The organism is Streptomyces sp. NPDC020490 (assembly GCF_044335305.1).
Classification (GTDB): Bacteria; Actinomycetota; Actinomycetes; order Streptomycetales; family Streptomycetaceae; genus Streptomyces.
On record NZ_JBIRUY010000033.1, the window covers coordinates 44,039 to 65,298 of the forward strand.

The following is a 21,260-nucleotide window of genomic DNA, read 5'->3' on the forward strand; positions in this document are numbered from 1 at the left end:
TGTCGGCGTCCGCGAGCACGTCACGCCCGGCCGGCCTCAGGAGCCGGTGAGGACGACGAGTCGCTGGGTCGCCCGGGTCATCGCGACGTAACGGTCGACCGCCCCCTCGATGCCGTCGCCGAACCTCTCCGGACCGACGAGGACGACCAGGTCGAACTCGAGCCCCTTCGCCAGCTCCGGGGACAGCGACCGGACACGGGCCGTCGGCCGGAACCCGGGATCGCCGATGACGCAGGCGATCCCGTCGGCGCGCGAGGTGAGCCAGGCGCCGAGGACCGCGTCCAGGTCCGCGACGGAGCCGTGCTCGACGGGGACGCCGGTGCCGCGGACGGAGACAGGCACGTTGGCGTCCGGGAGCGCGGCCCGGATGACCGGCTCGGCCTCCGCCATGACCTCCCGCGGCGTCCGGTAGTTGATGCTCAGCGAGGCCAGCCGGATCCGGTCGAACCCGACCCGCTCCAGCCGCTCCTGCCACGACTCGGTGAACCCGTGCCGGGCCTGGGCGCGGTCCCCGACGACGGTGAAACTCCGCGACGGACACCGCGCCAGCAGCATCTGCCACTCGGCGTCGGTCAGTTCCTGCGCCTCGTCCACGACGACGTGCGCGAACGGGCCGGCCAGCAGGTCCGGGTCGACGACGGGCAGTTCGGACTCGTCGACCAGGCTGACCCGGGCGTCCGCGCCGCGCAGCATGGTCACCAGGCCCTCGCCGTCGTCACCGTCGGCCCCGGAGTCGGCCACGGCCTCGATCAGCGTGTCGACGACCCGTGTCATCCGCTCGCGCTGGGCGGCGAGCACCGCCTCCTGCCGGCGCTTGCGCCGCGCCGTCTCCGGATCGCCGAGCCGCTGCCGCGCCGCGTCCAGCAGCGGCAGGTCGGACACCGTCCAGGCGCGGCCGTCGGCGCGCCGCAGCCTGCGCACCTCGTCGGGGCTCAGCCACGGGGCGCACAGGCGCAGATAGGCGGGCACCGTCCACAGGTCCGACACCAGGTCGGCCGCTTCGAGCAGCGGCCATGAGCGGTCGAAGGCCGTCACCAGCTCCCTGTTCCGCCGCAGCGAGCGCCGCAGCAGATCGGGCGAGACCTCGCCCTCGCCCTCCACCTCGCCCTCGTGCCTGTCGACGAGGATCGTGAGCAGTTCCTCCCAGACCTGGTGGCGTGCCTCGTTGTGCGGCGTTCCGGGTTCCGCGGCGTCGAACGCCACGGCCCAGTCGTCGGCGCTCAGCCGGATGTCGGACCAGTGGGTGGTGACCGTCATCCCCTCGGTGGGCGGCTCCTCGTAGAACCTGACGGCCGTCTCGATCGCCCGGACCATGTCCGCGGAGGACTTCAGCCGGGCCACCTCCGGGTCGGTCTCGACGGTCGCCCCGGCGCCCTCGGCGACCAGGTCCCGCAGGACGCAGGTCTGCACGCCCTCCTCACCGAGGCTGGGCAGCACATCGGCGACGTAGGCGAGGTAGGGCCGGTGCGGGCCGACGAACAGCACGCCGCCCCGGCGGTGACCGAGCCGGGGGTCGGAGTGGAGCAGGTAGGCCGAGCGGTGCAGCGCGACGACGGTCTTGCCGGTGCCCGGACCGCCGTCGACGACGAGTGCGCCGCGGGATCCCGCGCGGATGACGGCGTCCTGGTCGGCCTGGATGGTGCCGAGGACGTCCCGCATCCGCGGCGAGCGCGTACCGCCCAGGCTGGCGATGAAGGCGGACTGGTCGTCGAGCGCGGCGTGCCGCTCCAGCCCGTCGGCGGTGAAGACCTCGTCCCAGTAGTCGCCGATCCGGCCGCGGCTCCAGCGATACCTGCGCCGGCTCGTCAGCCCCATCGGGTTGGCGTGGGTGGCGCCGAAGAACGGTTCGGCCGCGGGGGAACGCCAGTCGACCAGCAGCCTGCGGCCGGTGCTGTCGGTGAGGCCGAGCCGGCCCACGTACACCGGCTCGGGGTCGTCCGTGCCGACCATGCGTCCGAGGCACAGGTCCAGACCGAAGCGGCGCAGTGCGCGCAGGCGCGCGGTCAGCCGGTGGATCTCCGCGTCCCGGTCCATCGCCTGCCGCCCCAGCCCACCGGGTGCCCTGCGCTCGGCGTCGAGGCGGCCGGACAGTTCGGCGATCGTCAGCTCCAGGCACTCCGCGATGGCCGCGAAGTGCCGTTCGTCGTCGGCGATCAGTGCCGGGTCGGCCTTGGCGGACAGGCGGTCGGGAAGGTCGAACACGCTGGTGGTCAGCGGTTTCACGGTAATGGGCTCCGATCTGGGGCCGCACCGGACATGGCGCGCGGCGGCAAGGCGAGGGCAGAGCCGCACGACGGCGGCTGCGGCCGTGGTGATGGCCAGGCCGGTGATTGTGCGACACCGACGGGGCCTTGCCGCAAGCCCCCCGGTACGCTATAGGTTGAGAGTGGCAAGGAGTGGGTGCACTCCTTGCTTTCCTCTTTTCCCCTGATCCCCCCACGCGGCCCCGGTCAGGAGCCGTGGATCAGCTCCTTGATCTCGGGCAGACTCTTGCCCGAATCGACGTCGACGAACATGACGTCGTCCCCGGCCCGCTCCAACGCGATGGCGACGCTCGGGTCGACCCCCTTGATCGAGTACGCCGTTGTCAGGTCCGGCGTCGTTCGGCCGTCGCTGTCGTCGTCCGGTGTGTCGTCGCACGGCGGGATCGTGGCGGCACCGAGCTCCTCGCCGATGGTGAACCCGGCGACTCCCGTACCCAGGTACGTGCGCTCCTGATACCTCACCAGGTACGCGCAGGAGGCCGCCGACCCGCCGTCACCCCCGCTGCCCGACGCCGTGCAGCCGACAGCCGCCGTGGCCGTGACCACCGCCGCCAGCGCCCATGCTGATCCCGTTCCGCCGGTCGCGCGCAGAGCCCTCATCACCATGCCTCCTCATGTCACATCGGCTCGGACGTTCCGTCCGCGGACGCGGAGGCCGAACACGCGAAGAGAACGCGTCGGACTCCCTGAACACCGACGCCGCGAAGGCGTTGTTCGTTCGGAGGCGGATGCCCGGCCCCCGTCCAGCGCGCTCCCAGCCGACTGCCAGTGCCGTCGCCCATCGTGGGCGGTGAGGCGATCGCCTCACCGCAGCCGCCCGGTGCGCCGGGCTTGACGGACGACGGGGAACGGGGAACGCCGCATGGGTGAGACAGGGACGAAGGGGACCAAGAGGTACTTTCGGGTGGCCGGGAGCGGGGGAGCGCGGGGGATCCGGCGCGGTCTCGTGGCGGCGGCCGTCGGCGGCGTCCTGCTCGCCTCGGGATGCCGCACGGACGATGCCGCCATCGACGTGGACGGCACCGGCCGCCCGTCGGCCGGGACCTCCGCCGCGGGGGACGGGGCGGACCAGGGGTCGGCCGGCGGCGGCCTCAGGGTCACGGGCGTGTCGCTGGCCGTCGTGCCCGCCAGTCTCACCTCGGTGAAGTGCAAGACGGCCGTGCCGGAGAGCTACACGGCGGTCATCACCCTCGCCGAGGGGCACCGGGGAGGCAAGGTCACCGTCCGCTACGGCGCGACCAGCAGCACGATGAAGGACACGATGAAGGACACGATGAAGGAGGAGACGCTGAGCGTCCCGGCCGGCAAGACGTCGGTGACGAAGAGTTTCTTCCACTCGGAGTACATCATGAGCAACTCGCTCGCCGCCGCGCAGGTCAACGTGGTCGCACCCGACCTCGTGCAGTCGGCGACCGTCCGCCCCACGGGCGCGTGCAGCGACGGGGGCATGTGGGACATGGGCACCGACAGCGGCGCCACGGGCGGCTACTGACCCGGCGGCCGGACCGTCGAAGGGCTCGGGGCCTCGCACACCGCGAGGTTTCGAGCCCTTTGCCGTAAGCCATGACGCGGGCCACCACGCCGGTCCGCCGACCGGTATGTCACCTTCAGCGCTTATGTCCCCTGCATCCTCTGCGTCCCCGGTGATCCCGCTGTCGCCGTGAACCGCCGCCGTCTGGCACGCTATGCGCCGGAACTGTGAGAAAAGGCGGGGCATCGGTGGACATACAGGTCGGTGTGCTGGGGCCGATGACGGCCACGGTCTCGAGCCGGCACACCGGCCTCGGCGGACTGCGGCAGCGCGCCGTCCTCGCCGTGCTGGTCGCCGCGCGCGGCCGGATGGTCCCGGAGGACCGGCTGCGCGCCGACGCCTGGGGGCAGACACGCAGCGCGTCCGCGGCCACGCTCCACTCCTACGTCGGCGAACTGCGCAAGCTGCTGGAACCCGGCCGCCCCGCCCGGCAGCCCGCCCAGGTCCTGGTGCGCGAGGGCGTCGGCTACGCGCTGCGGCTGGACGCGGAGGCGGTGGACGCCGAGCGGTTCACCACGCTGACCGAACGCGGGCAGCACCTCCTCCAGGGCGGCGACGCCGCAGCGGCGGTGGCGGCGTTGCGCGAGGGACTCGCCCTGTGGCGGGGCCCGGCCTACGCGGAGTTCGCCGACGCCACCTTCGCCCTGCCCGAGATCGCCCGCCTGGACGGTCTGCGCCTGGCAGCCCAGGAGGACCTGTACGCCGCCGAACTGTCGGCGGGCCGGCACGCCGTGATCGTCGGCGACCTGGAGAAGCACACCGCCGAGCATCCCCTGAGCGAACGCGGCTGGGAGCTGCTGACGCTGGCCCTGTACCGGTCGGGGCGCCAGGGCGACGCGCTGGGCGCCCTGCGCGCCGCACGCCGCACCCTCGCCGAGGAACTGGGCGTCGACCCCGGGCCCGGGCTGCGGCAGCTGGAGACGGCCGTCCTCGCGCAGGACGACGGCCTCGCCGCGCCCCCCGCTGCCCGGCCGGCGTCGGCCGCGCCGCGGCCCGCGGTCCGGCCGTCCTTGTGGCCGCCCGCGCCGCCACCGGCGGACCCGGACGGCGCGCAAGCGGCACCCGTGGCCGCGCGCCCGCCGGACACCTCGGACGCCGTCGCCGCCGCGCGCCGGTCGCCGCACACGCCGGGCACGCCGCTGGTCGGCCGGGACCGCGACATCGCCGAGGTCGCCGCGCTGCTGCGGCGGCCGGAGCACCGGCTCGTGACGCTCACCGGCACGGGCGGGGTGGGCAAGACGCGGCTGGGCGTGGCGGTGAGCCGGCGGCTGGCGGACGACTTCCCCGACGGGACCGTCTTCGTGGCGCTCGCCTCGGTGCGCGACCCGGCGCTGGTGCTGTCGGCCGTCGGCCACGCCGTCGTGCCCGGAGCGCAGGAGGGGCTGGACGTCGAGGCGCTGGTCGTCGACCAGGTGCAAGGCCGGCGGATGCTGCTCGTGCTCGACAACTTCGAGCACGTCATCGACGCCGCTCCGGCGGTGGCCCGGCTGGTCGCCGCGTGCCCGCTGCTGAGCGTGCTGGTGACGAGCCGGGCGGCGCTCCGCGTCCGCGACGAGACCGTCCACCCGGTGCACCCCCTGGACCTGCCGTCCGGCTCGCGGACCGACCCGGAGGCGGTCGGGTCGGCCTCCGCGGTGCGGCTGTTCGTCGAACGCGCCCGCGCGGTGGCGCCCGGATTCGCGCTCACCCCGGACAACGCCCCCACCGTGGCCGCCGTCTGCGAGCGGCTCGCCGGCATCCCGCTGGCCCTGGAGATCGCCGCGGCCAAGGCCCGTTTCCTGCCCCCGTCGCTGCTGCTCGCCCGGCTCGACGAGGCGATGACCGCCGACGGGGCGCGGGACCTGCCCGACCGCCAGCGGACCATGCGCGCCACCCTCGACTGGAGCTACGGCCTGCTCGGCGAGCCCGAACAACGGCTGTTCCGGCGGCTGGGGGCCTTCTCCGACAGCTTCACCCTGGAGGCCGCGGAGGCCGTCGGCTCCGGCCCGGACGGCGACGACCCGGTGCTCGGGCCGCTGGCGGAACTGGTGGACCAGTCGCTCGTCGTCACGGTCACCGACAGGGACGGCCGGTTCCGCTACCGCATGCTCGAACCGGTGGCCCAGTACGCCCGGACCCACCTCGCCCGCGGCCGTGCGGAAGCCTGGGCGGCCGGCCACGCCCACGCCGCCCACTTCCTGGCGCTGGCCGAGCGGGCCGCGCTGGAGCACATGGGCGCCGACCAGGTGCGCTGGCTGGAGGTGACCGACGCCGAGCACGGCAACATGACCCGGGCGATCCACTGGGCGCTCAGCGACGGCTCGCCCGAGACCGCGGGACGGCTGGGCTGGGCACTGTGGCTGTACTGGTGGCTGCGGGGGGACCTGCTGGTCGGCCGCCGCGCGCTGGAGGCGACCCTGGAGCAGCCGCTGCCGGCCGGGCTGCGCTCCCGGGTGCGGTCCGCGGCCGCCGCGATGGCCTTCGCGCAGGGCGACTTCGCGGCCGCCGGCCGCTGGTGGCAGCAGGCGGACGCGGACGGGGAGGCGGCGCGGGACGTGGCGGCGCGGGCACATGCGCTGCCCGGCATCGGACTGGTCGCGCTCGCCGAAGGCGACCCGGGGAAGGCCGCGGCCCTGTTCCGCGACTCGATCCCGCTGGCGGAGCGGGCCGGTGAGACGGGCCCGTGGCTGTGGTCGCTGATCCACGTGTGGCTCGGCACCGCGATCATGATGGAGACGGGTCCCGCGGACGCCGTCCCGTACATCGCACTCGGGCTCGCCTCCGCACGCAGCCGCGGCGACCTCCTCGCGATCTACGTCGCGCTGTTCAACCTCTCCCAGGCCAGGATCAGCGAGGGCGACCACGAGCGGGCCAGGGAGCACCTGGAGGAGGGCGTGCGCCTGTCGGAACAGACGCGCGACCTGGCCAACCTGGCCTACTTCCTCGACGCGCTGGCGGTCGTGGAGGACGCCGCCGGGGACGCCGTACGCGTCGCGACGCTGCTGGGCGCCGCACAGTTCCTGCGCGAGTCCGTGGGCTCCCCGGTCTACGGCTACTACCAGCCGGACGACTCGCTGCGTGACGCCGCCGCCGTCCACGCCCGCGAGACGCTGGGCGCCGCGGCCTTCGACGAGGCCGTCGCCGTGGGCCGCTCGTTCACCTTCGGCGAGACCGTCGCCTACGCCGTCCGCCGCCCCTGACCGGCGGTCGGAAGGCCCCGCCGGGCGGGCCGGAGAGCGGTGCCGTCCCCCAGCCGCCACGCCGTGGACGCCGGCCCGTGCGAGCACTGGGTGCGCGTATCCAGTCGCTTCCCAGGTGATTGCCAGCGGTCGACGGCACCGTCTGACAGGAAGGCGGTCACCGGTCCTGTGGTGACGCCTCGTCATATCGAGGGCGGGCCTCGTTCCGAGCGCCGCGCCCGTCCGCGTCGATCCGGCCGGCGGCAGACCGCCGGTCGTCAGGGGGAGCCGTTCATGCGCGTCACGCGTATTCCCGCACTCACCGCCGCCGTCCTCGCCCTCGTGCTGCTGGCCGGCTGCCGGACCGACGGCCTCGGGGGCGCGCACGGCAGATCGTCCAAGGGCACCTCCAAGGGCACCTCCAGGGGCTCCTCCAAGGGCATGTCCAAGGGCTCCTCCAGGACGGGTCCGTCCGCCGGGCCCGGGAAGACGCGGACCGCCCGGCCCACCGCCACCCCGAGCACGCGCCGGGTGGTCGACGCCGCCACGGCGGGCGGACTGGCCAGGGTCACCGGGCCCGACGCGCCCGGCGACACGGTCATCGACCCGGGCGAGATGCGCGGCGGCATGCGCCTGGTGGTGAACGGCTACGCCCGCTCCGGCGCGGGGAGCGGCGACGCCGTCCTCGTCGTCGCGGTCGACAACGTGCCCGAGGAGACCACCGGGCGCCGCGAGCACCTGTGGCGGGGCATGCTGGACCACATCCGGTGGGACGACGACCAGGGCCGGCCCGAGGCCCGGCCGGTCGACGACCCGGGCGCCCTCGGCGGCTCGGTGGAGTGCATGCTCGCCTCGCTCGCCGAGGACGGCGACGTCATCTGCGGCTGGGCCGACGCCGGCACCGCGGGCGTGGCCCACTTCCCCGGCAGCACCCCGGCCGAGGCGGGCAAGCTGTTCGTCGCGATGCGCGCCGACCTGGAGAAATGAGACCCGGCTGCCCGGCGCCGCCCCCCGTACGGCGCCGGAAGGCCGGTCGCGGCACGGCGGCGAAGGGTGCCGATGAGGGGTCTCGCCGCCTGCCATGCCCCCAGGGTGTCCGCCGGGGCTGGGAAGCGGCTGGGAACCGGATCGGAAACGGAGGATCCGATTCCAGAGAGATTCCAGACAGGCCCGTACGGCGCTCCGGACACCCGGCGCCCCGCGGCACCGGCGCCCCGCGCACCTGGCGGCGCACCCTGCGGGCGGCCTCATCCCAGGAGGTCCCGGATGTACGCGGTCGCCTCGGCGCGTGCCATCCCGCGTCCCTCGGCGAACCGCGCGTCGAATTCCTCCGCGCTGAGCGCCGCCCGCACGGCCTCGGCGTTGCGCGGCCCGTCCAGCGGGTCCATCCGCTCCGGGAAGAAGCCGATCCGCCCGCCGATCGCCGCCACCGTGCCCAGCAGCACGGCGCCGTCCCCGGGGCGGCCCAGCAGCGTCAGGCAGCCCGCGAGCGAGTGCAGGCCGACCAGCCAGGAGGTGACGTCCCACTCCTCGTACAGCTCCTGCACCAACTCCCGGGCACGGCGCACCAGATGATCCCGGTCGCCCATGTCCATCGCGATCTTCAGGCCGATCCAGGTGGACGACAGCGCGGCCCACTCGTGCCCCGACGCGTGGGCCGCCGATACCGCGCGGACGATCAGTGCGTCGGCCGCCGCCAGGTCGCCGCTCGCCCGGGCGACCTGGCCCAGCACCATCAGCGCCTCGGCCTCCACCCACGGCTGGGCCGCCTCGCGGGCCAGTGCGAGGGCCCGCTCACCTGGCACTGGCTCTGACCCCCACCGGCCCGCCCCGCCCCGGCCGCCGCGCGGTCCGCGCGGCACCGGCTCACCCCGCGCGCCGGCCCGCACCGCGCCGGCCCGCACCGCGCTGAACGCTGCCGGCGCCGATATTCCAGACGGCTTGTCAGTGGCCCCTGTTAGCTTGATCCGGTGCGTGTGATTCATGTGATCCACGTGCCTCAAGGGCTCACAGGGGAGGGACACTTGACCAGGTTACGAAGGGCGAGCAGACACCGAGGGACCGTGGTGGCGACCTGCCTGGCGGCGCTGCTGACCGCGGGCGGCGGCACGGCGTACGCGGTGGACAACCTGCCGCCCGAGCAGCCGCTCGTCCAGGACCTCAAGTCCGGCGGCAAGGCGTGCGGAACGGGCGACGCCACGGCGTACGTCTCGGCACCGCCGAGGCTGAGCGCCGTACTGTACGACCCGGAGGAGGACAACCAGCCGTCCGAATACAGCCCGGTCACGGGCGAGTTCGAAGCCTGGTGGACCGACACGGCGGGGGCGGAGCAGCGCCGCACCTACACCTCGGCAACGTTGTCGTCGGGCTCGCGCCAGTACTGGCAGATGCCGGACGACATCCCGGCGAACACCATCATCTCCTAGCACGTCCGCGCCGATGACGGCGAGGCGACCTCCGCGTGGAGCGACGAGGGCGACGGCTCGGTCTGCTCGTTCGTCCACGACGACGTGAGCCCCGACAAGCCGACGGTCGGTTCCCCCGAATACCCCACCCCCGATGAGCAGTTCTGGGTGGACGGAGTGGGCGTCTACGGCCACTTCACGGTGGACTCGCCCTCCGACGACGTGGTGTCGTACCGGTACGAGTTCCTGGGCGGCCCCTATGGAACCGTCTCCGCCCCGCGGCTGGGAGCGGCCGTCACCATCCCCTATCTGCCGCTCACCTCCGGGCCCAAGTCGCTGACGGTCCACGCCGTCGACCGCTCCGGCCGCAGCAGCGCGCAGACGCAGTACGACTTCAACGTGAAGTCCGGCCGCGCCCCCGTCGCCCGCTGGAAGCTGGACGACCCCGCGGGCTCCGGCTCGGCCGCCGCCGAGACGGGCACCGCCGCCCGGGCCGGCACCGGCGTGACCTTCGGCGGCCCCGCGCCCAGCGGCACCACGGCCACCGCCACGGCCGCCCTCGACGGCAGCGCGCACGGCTTCCTCACCCCGGACGCCCCGGCCACCGACATCCGCGAGACCTTCGCCGTCAGCGCCTGGGTGCGGCCCGCCGAAACCGACCGCAACATGACCGTCGCCAGCCAGGACGCGGACGGCGAGCCCGAGTTCGCCCTCGGGCTGCGCAGCCGGGACTCCGGATCCGCCTGGACGTTCTCGATCGGAGACGCGCGGGTGTCCGGCGGCGCCCCCGAGACCGGCGAGTGGGCCCACCTGCTGGGGCTGTACGACGCGGAGACGGGCCTCGCTCACCTGTACGTCAACGGCCACGAGACCGGCACCGCCGTGCGGGCGACTCCCGACGACGCGTCCGGCGCGTTCCAGATCGGGCGTGCCAGGGACACCACCGGCTACCGCGACCGGTGGCACGGCGACATCGGCGACGTACGGGTCCACGACCGGGTCGTGGTGCCGAACGAGGTGGCCGAACTGGCGCTGCGCAAAGCGAAGTCGCTCGGTCACTGGTCGTTCGAGACCGCGACGGACGGCGCGAGCCCCGAGCAGTCGGACGGCCCGCCGCTGCGGCTCGGCACAGGGGCCTCGATCTACCGGGGCTCCGACGGCTCCTGCATCCCGGAACTCGACCCCGACTGCCCCTACGTGCCGCCGGCCCTGGTCGGCGACGGCCACCTGACGCTGGACGGCGAGACCGGGTACGCCGCCGCCGACGGGCCCGTGGTGGACACCGCGGACAGCTTCACCCTGGGTGTCGTCGTACGCCTCGCCGACGCCGAGCCGGCCCACCCGATGACCGCGCTGTCGCAGGCCGGCGAGCACACCGACGCCTTCAGGGTGCGCTACGAGCCGTCCACGCACGCCTGGCAGCTGGTGATGCCCGAGAAGGACGAGGCCGGAGCACCCGAGCGGGTGGTCTCACAGATCGAGGCCGCCGACGGAGGCGAAGGACAGGGCCATCGCCTCGCCGTGGTCTACGACGACGCCACCGACACGATCAAGCTGTACCTCGACGGCTACACCAACGCCCAGGCGACCGCGACCCTGCCCGACGGCTGGCACAGCGCCGGCGCCCTCCAGGTCGGCCGGGCGAAGGCCGGCGACGGCTGGGGCGAATACCTGCACGGCGACGTGGACGAGGTGCAGGCCTACTCCGGAGCGTTCAGGGACCGGGACATCCTCGGTCTGGGCTGGGGTACGGAGCCGTGCCTGTGCTGAAGGATCCGCGTCGATTCCGGTGACGTGACGTCAGAACGGCCCGCGCGAAACGGGGTTCGCGCGGGCCGTTCCGTTCCGCCCGTGCCCGCGACGCCCACTACAGTGGGACGGTGACCTCCCTGCCGGAAAACCCGTCGCTCCCGCTCGGCGAAGACGACCGCGACACGGCCGTCCGGCGTGTGCAGGAGGCGTACGCCGCCGGGCACCTCTCGCACGAGGAGATGGACGAACGTCTCCAACGGGCGCTGACCGCCAGGACGCACGGCGAGCTCTCGCCGGTCCTGGCCTCGCTCCCGCCGGAGAACCCGGGCACGACGTCCCTCATCGCCGCGGCCGGCGGACGGATCAGCCGGCGCGGTCCCTGGCGGGTGCCGCGGGCTCTCAAGGTCGAGTCCGCGTACGGACGCGTGCACCTGGACCTGTCCGAGGCGGTCATCGAGCACCCGCTGGTCGACATCGAGTTGCAGCTCGGCACTGGCAAGGCCACGATCACGGTGCCCCGCGACGCCATCGTCGACTTCGACGGCCTGCGTACCGAATGGAAGGACACGCGCTACAAGGCCCGGCGGCGCTCCGGCCCCGGCGGGCCGACGATCCGGATCTCCGGCACCATGGGATTCGGACGCTGACGATCCGTCACGCGCGGCGCTGATGCCCGACCGGGACGCCGGCCGGCACCAGGACCAGATGCCGCCGGCGACCGGACCGTCCCACCGGTCTCCTCACCCCGGTCTCACCTGACGATCGGGCTGCGGCCGAAGGACAGGCCGAGGAACGCCACCACGAGCCACAGCGGGCCCACGATGCCCTGGAAACCGGGCAGACCGGTGGCGCTCACGAACCCCGTCACCACCAGCACGGGCAGCACGCTGACCGCGCCGATCCAACGCGAGACCGTACGCTCCCGCAGCGCCATCCAGGCGATCGCGCCGGCGGCGACCACGACACCGAGCCAGCCGATGAAGCTGCCGAAGTCGTTGAGCATGAACAGCACATACAGGCCCGCACGGTCGAAGGCGCCCGCGTCCATGCCTCCGGGCAGGTAGACGGCCAGGGCGCCGCTGACCACATGGGCCGCCGTGCTGCCGGGCACCTGCGGCTCGACCCGGCGCCGCCACGCCCCGGCCAGCACCAGCAGCAGCGCCACGACGAGGAATCCGGCGACGATGCCGGCATGCGCCTTCGTCCGGGAGACGTCCGAGATCACCGTCGAGGTGAAGCCGCCGGGGCGCTCCTCGGGGTGGACGTCGGTGACCAGCGTGGCCACCGTGCCGAGCAGTCCGGCGGCGACGCCGAACAGCGGCCAGCGGGCGCGCCTCGACGGGACGTCGGGCGCGGAAGCGGTCCGGACGGCTGATGCGGCATCGGTGGCAGCCATGGTGATGTCTCCTCGGGAAGCGGCACGGGACCGGTCGGGACCGGTGCGGGCATCGGTGCGGCGGCCGGGGCGGTGCGCGCCCCGGCCGCCGTACGCGAGTACTCTCACCCGCCGCGCTGGTAAGGGACCGGGAGAACACTGGCAGTGCGCAGGGCCCGCGCCGGCCCCGCCCTCCGCCTCCGTCCGCCGCTCACGACGCGACGAACAGGCCCGCCCAGAACAGCGCGAACGCCATCCAGAAGAAGCCCGCGGAGAGCCCGCCGAGCCACCGCAGCGGACCGCGGTCCGCGTCTTCGGCGAGGCCTGCGCCCACGCGGAAGGAGGCCGCCAGGGCCAGCATCGCCAGCATGCCGACATAGACCCGCGCAGTCGCACCGGTGCCGTCCGGCCGCACGGCCACGAAGGCCAGCAACAGCCCGGTGACCAGGGCCGCCACGGCGAAGAGGGCCAGCGCGGTGCGACCGGCGGCCCGTGCCGCGGCACTGAGGACCGGCGACGAGCCCGTCACCGGCCGGGCCGGACCCGGCCGGGGCGCGGCCGGCCCGCCGTTCTCATGCGCGCGGCGCAGCGGATGCGACTTGGGCAGCTCGTCGTACTCCAGCAGCCCGGCGCGGACCGCCAGGGTGTCCTGTTCGGGCGAGGCGGCCTTGTGCTCGCCCTTGAGGCCCCGCCGTCCGCGTGCCTGGGTCAGGACCGGCCGGCCGCCGCCGACGGGGGACAGCACGCCGCCGAACCTCAGGTCCCCCGCGAACCACGCCTCCTGCTGACCGCCGGCGGTGTCAAAGGCCTCGTCCAGGACGCGCGGGGCGCTCGGCGACCGGACGGAGGAGTTCAGCGGGCCGGGCCCCGGAACGCCGTGCACCCGTACCCGCCCGGCGACTTCGGGATCGGCCAGCCGGATGAACGGGCCCCGCCATTTGCGTGCGGAGGCCCGTTCCGCCTGGTCGTCCAGATCCGGCCCCCGCTTCAGCAGGCACGGCCGCCACGGGTAGTGCTCCAGGACCAGCCGCGCCCGGCGGGCGTTGACCGAGGCGTGCCGGCAGCGCCACCGGTGGGCGGGCACGGCGACGACCAGACCCGTGCCGACCACCACGGCGACGAGCCACCGGGGCACGCCCAGCGCGGGGCACAGCCCCGACAGCACGGCGAGCAGCACGTAGGGGCCGAGGTGGCGTACCCGGTGCAGCGCTCTCGACCGGCGCCAGGCCCGGCGCGTGGCAGGACACGCGAACGCGGTCTCCTTCCCGGGCGGCACACCGAACGCCCCGCTGTGCCCAGCGCCTCCGCTCGTTGACGACATTGGACTTCCCGTCTCTCGTCTCCGCTGTCACGGGCGGCCCTGGGAACCGCCCGTGACATGGTGCGGACCGCGACTGGGAAACCGCTGGGGACGGTGCTACTCGGCGGGCGCCTCCTGCGGCTCGGAGTGTCGGGCCGGAAGCCGGCACCCTTTCGTGGTCGCAGTTGCGCGCGGAGGTCGCCGCCCTCACCCGAGGTCTGACCGTCCTCGGACTGGAGCGCGGCGACCGTGTCATCGTCGCGATGTCCGGGCGAGCCGAGCACTGGGTCGCCGACCTGGCCGCGGTCCACCTCGGAGCGCTGCCGTGCAGCGCGGACGACGCGCTGAGCACCGATCAGATCGGCGCCGTGGCCCGGCACAGCGCGGCCACCGTCCTGGTCCTGGAGGGCGAGCGGCAGGTACGGCGCTGGCAGCCGGTCCTCGACGAGCTGCCGCAGCTGCGTGCCGTCGTCGTCCTCGACTGGGCCGCCGCTCCGGCCGACGACCCGCGTTTCGTCAGCTACACCGCGGTGCGGGGCGCGGTGCCGCCCGACGACGCCGCGTTCGAGGCACTCACCGACGCGGTCACCCCCGACCAGCCGCTGGCCCTGGTGTACACCCCGGGCACCGCCGGCGACGCCAAGGGCGTGGTGCTCACCCACCGCAACGTGGTGTACCAGTGCCTGATGCAGGACCACCTCGCACCCGTTCCGGAGCACCCGCGGTCGGTCGCGTACCTGCCGATGGCACACGTCGCGGGCCGGGTGCTGGGGATCTACCTGCCGGTCTGCAACGCCGGCCATGTGACCGTCTGCCCGGACAGCGACCAGCTCCTGCCCACGCTGTGCGCGGTGCGGCCGCAGGTGTTCTTCGGAGTGCCCCGGGTGTGGGAGAAGCTGGCCGCCGGCCTGCAGGCCGAACTCGCCACGCTCACGGACGAGCAGACCGTGCCGGTGTCGCAGGCCCGGAAGACCCTCCTGGAGGTGTACCGCCTCAACTCCGAGGGCACGGATCTGCCCGGACACCTGGTGGAACCGCTGAACCAGCTCGACGAACAGATCATGCGGCCCTTCAGGGCGGCCGTCGGACTGGACGAATGCCTTCGGGCCTTCAGCGGCGCGGCGCCGATCCCCGCCGGTGTCCTGGAGTTCCTGGCGAGCGTGGGGCTGCGGGTGCACGAGGTGTGGGGACTCGCCGAGACCGCCGGCGCGGCGACCGTCGGCACACCCGAGGCCTTCCGGATCGGCTCGGTCGGACGCCCCGGGCCGGGCATCGAGGTCAGGGAAGCCGACGACGGCGAACTCCTCGTCCGGGGCCCCGTCGTCTTCGCCGGTCATCTGCGGGCCGACGGCCGGATCGAGCCCGGGACCGACGCCGAGGGCTGGCTGCACACCGGTGACGTCGGAAGCGTCGACTCACGCGGCCTCGTCACCGTCACCGACCGTATGAAGGACATCATCATCACCGACGGCGGCCAGGAGATCGCCCCGACCCGGATCGAATCGCTGCTGCGGCAGCATCCGCTGATCGCCCACGCCGTCGCCATCGGCGACCGGCGGCGCTACGTCACAGCGCTGCTGGTGCTCGACGAGGAGACGGCCCCGCCGTGGGCGCAGGCGAACGGGATCGCCGAGTCCGACCCGGTCGCGCTGACCCGCCACCCCGCGGTGCTCGCGGCGCTGGAGGAGGCGGTCGCCGAGGCGAACGCGGTGCTCTCCCGGGCCGAGCAGGTGAGGAAGCACCGCGTCCTGCCCGGCCCCTGGACCGCGGAGACCGGCGAGCTGACACCCCAGATGAGCCTGCGCCGCCGCGCCGTCCACGAACTGCACGCCGCGGCCATCGAGTCGATGTACACATAGACCCGCGTGAGCACGGAGGGAAAGATCGTATGGGCGTCCAGAGCCCTGCCCCGCGACGCCGGCTGGAACCGGACGCCCGGCGAGCCGAGATCCTCGCGGCGGCGCGCGGACAGTTCGGGTCCCGCGGCTACGGCACGGTGTCGCTGGCGGACATCGCGGCCGACGCGGGCGTCGCCCGCGCCCTGGTCAGCCACTACTTCGGCACCAAGCGGCAACTCTACCTGGAGGTGATCCGGCAGATGATGGTCGTGCCCGCCTCGGTCTCCGAGGCGCTGCCGCCGACCACCGCGGAAGAGCGGCTGTCCATCTGCGTCGACCGGTGGCTCGACGTGGTGGAACGCAACCGGGAGATGTGGCTGTCGGCGATCGGCCTCGAAACCGTCGGCAACGATCCGGAGATCGACCGGATCATGCTGGAGGCCGATGAGATCGCCACCGATCGCATCCTCGAAGCGGCCCTGATGGCCGACGTCGTCGAGGGCAGGCGGAAGCTCCGCGCGATGATCCGCGCGCACAGCGGCATGCTCAAGGCCGCCTCCCGCGAGTGGCTCGTGCGCGGCACCCTCAGCCGCGGCGACCTGCACGTGATGCTGACACGCACCGTGCTGCACCTCGTGCACACGGTCTTCTCCGCCCTGCGGGACGACTGACCGGGACGCCCATGTCCGCAGCGTCGGCACAGACGGGGCCCCGTCCACGACATGGAGGTCAGCGAATGCCGGACATCGCCGAGGACCTGCACCGATGGGTCGAGCAGGGCCGTGACCTCGCGGTGGCCACCGTGGTGGCCGTCAGCGGCAGCGCGTCCCGCCGGCCCGGCGCGGCGCTCGCGGTGGACGCCGACGGCACGGCGGTCGGCTCGGTCTCCGGCGGCTGCGTGGAAGGGGCCGTGTACGAGCTGTGCCGACAGGCGGTGCGAAGCGGCGAAACCGTCCTGGAGCGTTTCGGCCACAGCGACGACGACGCCTTCGCCGTCGGCCTGAGCTGCGGCGGGACCATCGATGTCCTGGTGACGCCGGTCACGGCGGACACTCCCGCGTATCCCGTGCTCGCCGCCGCGCTCGCGGCCGCCGCGCGCGGCGAGGCGGCGGCTCTGGCGCGGATCGTGAACGGTCCGGCGCCCCTCGTGGGCCGCGCCCTGGTGGTCCACCCCGACGGCTCCCATACGGGCGGCTTCGGCGAGCGTCCGGAACTGGACCGTACGGTCGCCGCGGAGGCCGCCGCCCTGCTGGACGCGGGCCGCACCGCCACCCTGGAGATCGCGGAGACGGGCTCCCGCTGCGGCGCACCGCTGACCGTCCTGGTGGAGTCCTCCGTCCCGGCCCCGCGCATGATCGTCTTCGGCGCGGTCGACTTCGCCTCGGCGCTGGTGCGGGTCGGCAAGTTCCTCGGCCACCACGTGACGGTGTGCGACGCGCGCCCCGTCTTCGCGACGAGGGCGCGCTTCCCCGAAGCGGACGAGATCGTCGTCGAGTGGCCGCACGAGTACCTGGCGCGCACCGACGTGGACGCCCGCACGGTGCTGTGCGTCCTGACCCACGACGCCAAGTTCGACGTACCGCTCCTCGAACTCGCCCTGCGCCTGCCCGTCGCCTACGTCGGCGCCATGGGCTCCCGCCGCACCCACCTGCACCGCGACGCCCGGCTCCGCGAGGCCGGCCTCACGGACCGGGAGCTGGGCCGGCTGCGTTCGCCCATCGGCCTCGATCTCGGCGCCCGTACGCCGGAGGAGACCGCCCTGTCCATCGCCGCGGAGATCGTCGCCGCCCGCCTCGGCGGCGCCGGCCTGCCCCTCGCCGGCACGCACGGCCCGATCCACCACGATGCCGCCGCCCCGGCGGACGGCGGCGGCACGCAGCCGGGAGCGGCCGGTCACCGGCCGCTCGGCGGGGCGGGGCGGCAGGGCGAAGTGGCGGGGCGGGCCGGTCAGTGACCGGCCGGGACCAGGGGCAGGTCCAGGCGGCCCGCCAGTTCGTCGAGGGTGACGCCGAAGGTCTCACGGACCGCGACGCCCTCCCGCGTGATGTCGAAGACCGCGAGGTCGGTGTAGACGCGGTCGACGCAGCCCAGCCCGGTCAGCGGACAGGTGCACCGGGGAACCAGCTTGGGCGCGCCGGTCTTGGTGAACAGCGTCATCATGACGAACACCTTCTTGGCCCCGATCGCCAGGTCCATCGCCCCGCCGACGGCGGGGATGGCGTCGGGTTCGCCGGTGTGCCAGTTGGCGAGGTCGCCGGCCGCGGAGACCTGGAAGGCGCCCAGCACGCACACGTCCAGGTGGCCGCCGCGCATCATGGCGAAGGAGTCGGCGTGGTGGAAGTACGCCGCTCCGGGCAGCTCGGTGACGGGGATCTTGCCCGCGTTGGTGAGGTCGGGGTCGATCTCGTCGCCGTGCGCGGCGGGCCCCATGTTGAGCATGCCGTTCTCGGTGTGGAGCACCACCCCGGAGTCGGCCGGCAGGTGGTCGGCGACGAGGGTGGGCTGGCCGATGCCGAGGTTGACGAAGGCGCCCCGGGGGATGTCGCGGGCGATGAGGGCGGCGATGTCGTGCTTGCCCAGCGGGCCGCGCACCTGTGCGGACTGTGCGTTCGTGCTCATGCGGTCGCCTCCTGCACCACACGGTCGACATAGATGCTCGGCGTCACCACGGTCTCCGGGTCGATCGCGCCGGTCTCGACGATCTCGCTGACCTGCGCGATGACGGTGGTCGCGGCGGTCGCCATGACCGGCCCGAAGTTGCGGGCGGTCTTGCGGTAGACGAGGTTGCCCATCCGGTCGGCCCGGTGGGCGCCGATCAGCGCCACATCGCCCTTGATCGGGTACTCCAGGACGTAGGTGCGGCCGTCGATGACCCGGGTCTCCTTGCCCTCGGCCAGCAGGGTGCCGACGCCGGTGGGGCAGAAGAAGGCGCCGATGCCGGCCCCGGCGGCGCGGATCCGCTCGGCGAGGTTGCCCTGCGGCACGACCTCCAGCTCGATCCGGCCGGCCCGGTACAGGCCGTCGAAGACCCACGAGTCGGACTGGCGCGGGAAGGAGCAGACCACCTTGCGGACCCGGCCCTTCGCCAGCAGCGCGGCGAGTCCGGTGTCGCCGTTGCCGGCGTTGTTGGACACCACGGTCAGGTCCTTGGCGCCCTGGCGGATGAGCGCGTCGATCAGCTCGACGGGCATGCCGGCCATGCCGAAGCCCCCGACGAGGACCGTGGAGCCGTCCTCGATCCCGGCCACCGCCTCGTCGGCGTGATCACACAGCTGTACGGTCATCGGTTCTGCTCCGTGACGTTCTCCAGGACGACGGCGAGTGCCTGGCCGACGCCGATGCAGATGGCCGCTACGCCCCACCGCTCGCCGGACTCCCGCAGCCGGTGGGCCAGGGTGCCCAGGAGCCGGCCGCCGGAGGCGCCCAGCGGGTGGCCGAGCGCGATGGCGCCGCCCTTGGCGTTGACCGTCTCCGGGTCGATCTTCCAGGCGTCCACGCAGGCCAGCGACTGGACGGCGAACGCCTCGTTGAGCTCGACCGCGGAGACGTCGGACCAGGAGATGCCGGCGTTCTTCAGGGCCCGGTTCGCCGCTTCCACGGGGGCGAAGCCGAAGTCCTGCGGGTCCAGCGCGAAGACGCCGCGGCCGGCGATGCGGGCCAGCGGATCGGCGCCGATGCGGTCGGCGGCGGCCCCGGAACCCAGCAGCACGGCGGAGGCGCCGTCGCTCAGCGGGGAGGCGTTGCCCGCCGTGATCACACCGTCGGTGCGGAACACCGGCTTCAGCGCGGCGAGCTTGTCGACGCCGGAGCCGGGCCTGATGCCCTCGTCCCGGCTGAGGGTGCCGCCCTTGGCGTCGGTGGCGACCGGCGCCACCAGGTCGTCGTAGAAACCGGCGTTCCAGGCGGCGTCGGCGAGGTTGTGGGACCGGGCGGCGAACTCGTCCTGGCGCTCCCGGGGGATGCCGAACCGGTCGGCCAGCTGCTCGTTGGCCTCGCCCAGGGAGACCGTCCACTCCTTCGGCATGCGCTGGTTGACCAGCCGCCAGCCGAGCGTCGTGGACACGGCGGTCACGTCCCCGGCGGGGAAGGCGCGCTCGGGCTTGGGCAGCACCCACGGGGCACGGCTCATCGACTCCACGCCGCCGGTGAGGACGATGTCGGCGTCGCCGGTCTCGATGGCGCGGGAGGCGATGATCGCCGCGTCCAGGGAGGAGCCGCACAGCCGGTTGACGGTCGTGGCGGGCACGGAGGTCGGCAGCCCGGCCAGCAGGACGGCCATCCGGCCGACGTTGCGGTTGTCCTCGCCGGCGCCGTTGGCGTTGCCCCAGACGACGTCGTCGATCTCGCCCGGATCCAGCGCCGGCGTCCTGGCCAGCACCGAGGTGACGGCGTGGGCCGCGAGGTCGTCCGGCCGGATGCCGGCGAGGGCTCCCGAGAACCGTCCGAAGGGTGTTCTTGACGCTGCGTACAGGTAACTGTCGGTCACGCCTTCACGGTAGGCGCCGTCCTTCATCACGTCCAAGACCTAGTAGTGACCCATTGATAAGCAGCCGCTATAAAATGGCCTCCATGGAACTGCGTCAGGTCCGCTACTTCCTCGCCCTCGCGGAGGAATGCCACTTCGGCCGCGCGGCGGCCCGCCTGCACGTCGCGCAGCCGGCCCTCTCCCAGCAGATCAAGCAGCTGGAGCGGGAGCTGGGCACCGCCCTGTTCACCCGGTCCACCCGGCACGTGGAGCTCACCGAGGCCGGCCGGCACCTGACCGGCTACGCGCGCACCCTGGTCGCCGAGGAGGAGCGGGCGCGCGTCCACATGGCGGAGCTGGCCACCGGCCGCGCCGGGCGGGTGTCCGTCGGCTTCATCGGCACCGCCACCTACGACGTGCTGCCCCGCGTCGCCCGCACCGTGCGCGCCCGGCTGCCCGGCATCACCCTGGACCTGCACGGTGAACTGCTCACCCCGCAGCTCGTGGACGGCCTGCTCACCGGCGCCTACGACCTCGCGGTGTCCCGCGCCGGCACGGCCGACGCCGAACGGGTCGACGTCACCCCGCTGCGGACCGAGCCGCTGGTGGCCGTACTGCCGGCGCACCATCCGCTGGCCGCCGGCCCGCGGATCTCGCTGCGGGCGCTGGCCGGCGAGACGTTCGTCATCCACCCCTCGCAGCCGCGGTCCGCCATGTACGACCGTGTCCTGTCCGCCTGCGGCCGGGCGGGTTTCCAGCCCGCGTCGCTCGTCGAGGTCGGCGAGACGGCCACCCTCGTCGTCCTGGTGGCCGCCGGACACGGCGTGGCCCTGGTGCCGCAGTCGGTGCAGAGCCTGCGGCTCGACGGCGTGACCTACGTACCGCTGACCGAGACGGAGTCCGTCGATCTCGTCCTGGCCCGCCGGGCGGAACGCAACTCCCCGGCGACGCGGCAGGTCGCCGCGGTGATCGAGGAGTGCGTCCGCGGCTGAGCGCCGCCCGCCGCGACCCGCGACGCGCAGCGGATGCGTGAGTCCTTCCGGCCGGAGCCCGTGACCCTTCGGGTGCGGCGGCGGAGGACCGGACCGACGGGTCGGTGCGGACGCCGTCGGACGTCACCTCGGTGTCCGGGACGGTCGGCGTCCTGCGGGCGCAGCCGCCCGCGCTCGCGG

General features: G+C 73.9%; 16 protein-coding genes and 2 pseudogenes. 10 read left to right on the forward strand and 8 right to left on the reverse strand.

What is annotated here, in order from left to right; genetic code table 11:
* Window positions 1–36: 36 nt before the first annotated feature.
* Together helR and ACH4ZX_RS29540 are read right to left on the reverse strand one after the other, a co-directional pair.
* The gene (helR, locus tag ACH4ZX_RS29535; RefSeq protein WP_398279177.1) at window positions 37–2,223 is read right to left on the reverse strand and encodes an RNA polymerase recycling motor ATPase HelR; all 2,187 of its coding nucleotides are present in this window, start codon (window positions 2,221–2,223) and stop codon (window positions 37–39) included.
* 227 nt (window positions 2,224–2,450) lie between these two features.
* Window positions 2,451–2,870, reverse strand: a complete 420-nt coding sequence (locus tag ACH4ZX_RS29540; RefSeq protein ID WP_398279180.1) for a DUF6281 family protein — start codon at window positions 2,868–2,870, stop codon at window positions 2,451–2,453.
* A gap of 256 nt (window positions 2,871–3,126) precedes the next feature.
* Between ACH4ZX_RS29540 and ACH4ZX_RS29545 the strand changes: the two genes are divergently transcribed.
* The 3 genes from ACH4ZX_RS29545 to ACH4ZX_RS29555 all read left to right on the forward strand — a co-directional run bounded on the left by ACH4ZX_RS29545 (window position 3,127) and on the right by ACH4ZX_RS29555 (window position 7,940).
* The gene (locus ACH4ZX_RS29545) at window positions 3,127–3,756 is read left to right on the forward strand and encodes a hypothetical protein (protein WP_398279183.1); all 630 of its coding nucleotides are present in this window, start codon (window positions 3,127–3,129) and stop codon (window positions 3,754–3,756) included.
* Between the two features lie 227 nt (window positions 3,757–3,983).
* Entirely contained in the window at window positions 3,984–6,974 is a 2,991-nt protein-coding gene (locus tag ACH4ZX_RS29550) for an AfsR/SARP family transcriptional regulator (RefSeq protein ID WP_398279186.1), read from the forward strand.
* Between the two features lie 273 nt (window positions 6,975–7,247).
* Window positions 7,248–7,940, forward strand: coding sequence for a hypothetical protein (locus tag ACH4ZX_RS29555; protein WP_398279189.1), 693 nt, complete (start codon window positions 7,248–7,250; stop codon window positions 7,938–7,940).
* A 260-nt stretch (window positions 7,941–8,200) separates the two neighbouring features.
* On the opposite strand, the gene ACH4ZX_RS29560 is transcribed toward ACH4ZX_RS29555, so the two are convergent.
* Window positions 8,201–8,758: a hypothetical protein gene (locus ACH4ZX_RS29560; protein WP_398279192.1), complete on the reverse strand. Its 558-nt coding sequence runs from the start codon at window positions 8,756–8,758 to the stop codon at window positions 8,201–8,203.
* Between the two features lie 258 nt (window positions 8,759–9,016).
* Here ACH4ZX_RS29560 and ACH4ZX_RS29565 point away from each other — a divergent pair, with 258 nt between their 5' ends.
* From ACH4ZX_RS29565 to ACH4ZX_RS29575, 3 genes and pseudogenes are all read left to right on the forward strand, one after another.
* Window positions 9,017–9,379, forward strand: coding sequence for a hypothetical protein (locus ACH4ZX_RS29565; protein ID WP_398279195.1), 363 nt, complete (start codon window positions 9,017–9,019; stop codon window positions 9,377–9,379).
* Between the two features lie 84 nt (window positions 9,380–9,463).
* Window positions 9,464–11,128, forward strand: a complete 1,665-nt coding sequence (locus ACH4ZX_RS29570; RefSeq protein ID WP_398279198.1) for a LamG-like jellyroll fold domain-containing protein — start codon at window positions 9,464–9,466, stop codon at window positions 11,126–11,128.
* Window positions 11,129–11,238: 110 nt separating this feature from the next.
* A pseudogene (locus ACH4ZX_RS29575) lies at window positions 11,239–11,780 on the forward strand (DUF1707 domain-containing protein).
* Between the two features lie 81 nt (window positions 11,781–11,861).
* Here ACH4ZX_RS29575 and ACH4ZX_RS29580 read toward each other — a convergent pair.
* Window positions 11,862–12,506, reverse strand: a complete 645-nt coding sequence (locus tag ACH4ZX_RS29580) for a hypothetical protein (protein WP_398279201.1) — start codon at window positions 12,504–12,506, stop codon at window positions 11,862–11,864.
* A gap of 190 nt (window positions 12,507–12,696) precedes the next feature.
* On the reverse strand, window positions 12,697–13,806 hold the full coding sequence (locus ACH4ZX_RS29585; RefSeq protein WP_398279204.1) for a hypothetical protein: 1,110 nt from the start codon (window positions 13,804–13,806) through the stop codon (window positions 12,697–12,699).
* A gap of 146 nt (window positions 13,807–13,952) precedes the next feature.
* On the opposite strand from ACH4ZX_RS29585, the pseudogene ACH4ZX_RS29590 reads away from it, so the two are divergent.
* The 3 genes and pseudogenes from ACH4ZX_RS29590 to ACH4ZX_RS29600 form a co-directional block, all read left to right on the forward strand.
* Window positions 13,953–15,644, forward strand: a pseudogene (locus ACH4ZX_RS29590) (AMP-dependent synthetase/ligase); the annotation flags it as partial.
* A gap of 29 nt (window positions 15,645–15,673) precedes the next feature.
* On the forward strand, window positions 15,674–16,294 hold the full coding sequence (locus ACH4ZX_RS29595; protein WP_398279207.1) for a TetR/AcrR family transcriptional regulator: 621 nt from the start codon (window positions 15,674–15,676) through the stop codon (window positions 16,292–16,294).
* 65 nt (window positions 16,295–16,359) lie between these two features.
* Window positions 16,360–17,577 (forward strand): XdhC family protein, encoded by a 1,218-nt coding sequence (locus ACH4ZX_RS29600; RefSeq protein WP_398279210.1) that lies wholly within the window; start codon window positions 16,360–16,362, stop codon window positions 17,575–17,577.
* Here the strand turns inward: ACH4ZX_RS29600 and ACH4ZX_RS29605 are convergent.
* From ACH4ZX_RS29605 to ACH4ZX_RS29615, 3 genes are read right to left on the reverse strand one after another with little or no spacing between them, the layout of a single operon-like run.
* Entirely contained in the window at window positions 17,571–18,242 is a 672-nt protein-coding gene (locus ACH4ZX_RS29605) for a 3-oxoacid CoA-transferase subunit B (RefSeq protein ID WP_398279213.1), read from the reverse strand. The two genes, ACH4ZX_RS29600 and ACH4ZX_RS29605, sit on opposite strands and share 7 nt — an antisense overlap.
* The gene (locus ACH4ZX_RS29610) at window positions 18,239–18,907 is read right to left on the reverse strand and encodes a 3-oxoacid CoA-transferase subunit A (protein ID WP_398279216.1); all 669 of its coding nucleotides are present in this window, start codon (window positions 18,905–18,907) and stop codon (window positions 18,239–18,241) included. The genes ACH4ZX_RS29605 and ACH4ZX_RS29610 overlap by 4 nt, the downstream gene beginning before the upstream one ends.
* Window positions 18,904–20,136, reverse strand: a complete 1,233-nt coding sequence (locus ACH4ZX_RS29615) for a thiolase family protein (protein ID WP_398279361.1) — start codon at window positions 20,134–20,136, stop codon at window positions 18,904–18,906. Before ACH4ZX_RS29615 ends, ACH4ZX_RS29610 begins: the two co-directional genes overlap by 4 nt.
* Before the next feature lie 56 nt (window positions 20,137–20,192).
* Here ACH4ZX_RS29615 and ACH4ZX_RS29620 point away from each other — a divergent pair, with 56 nt between their 5' ends.
* Window positions 20,193–21,080: a LysR substrate-binding domain-containing protein gene (locus ACH4ZX_RS29620; protein WP_398279219.1), complete on the forward strand. Its 888-nt coding sequence runs from the start codon at window positions 20,193–20,195 to the stop codon at window positions 21,078–21,080.
* Window positions 21,081–21,260: the final 180 nt, after the last annotated feature.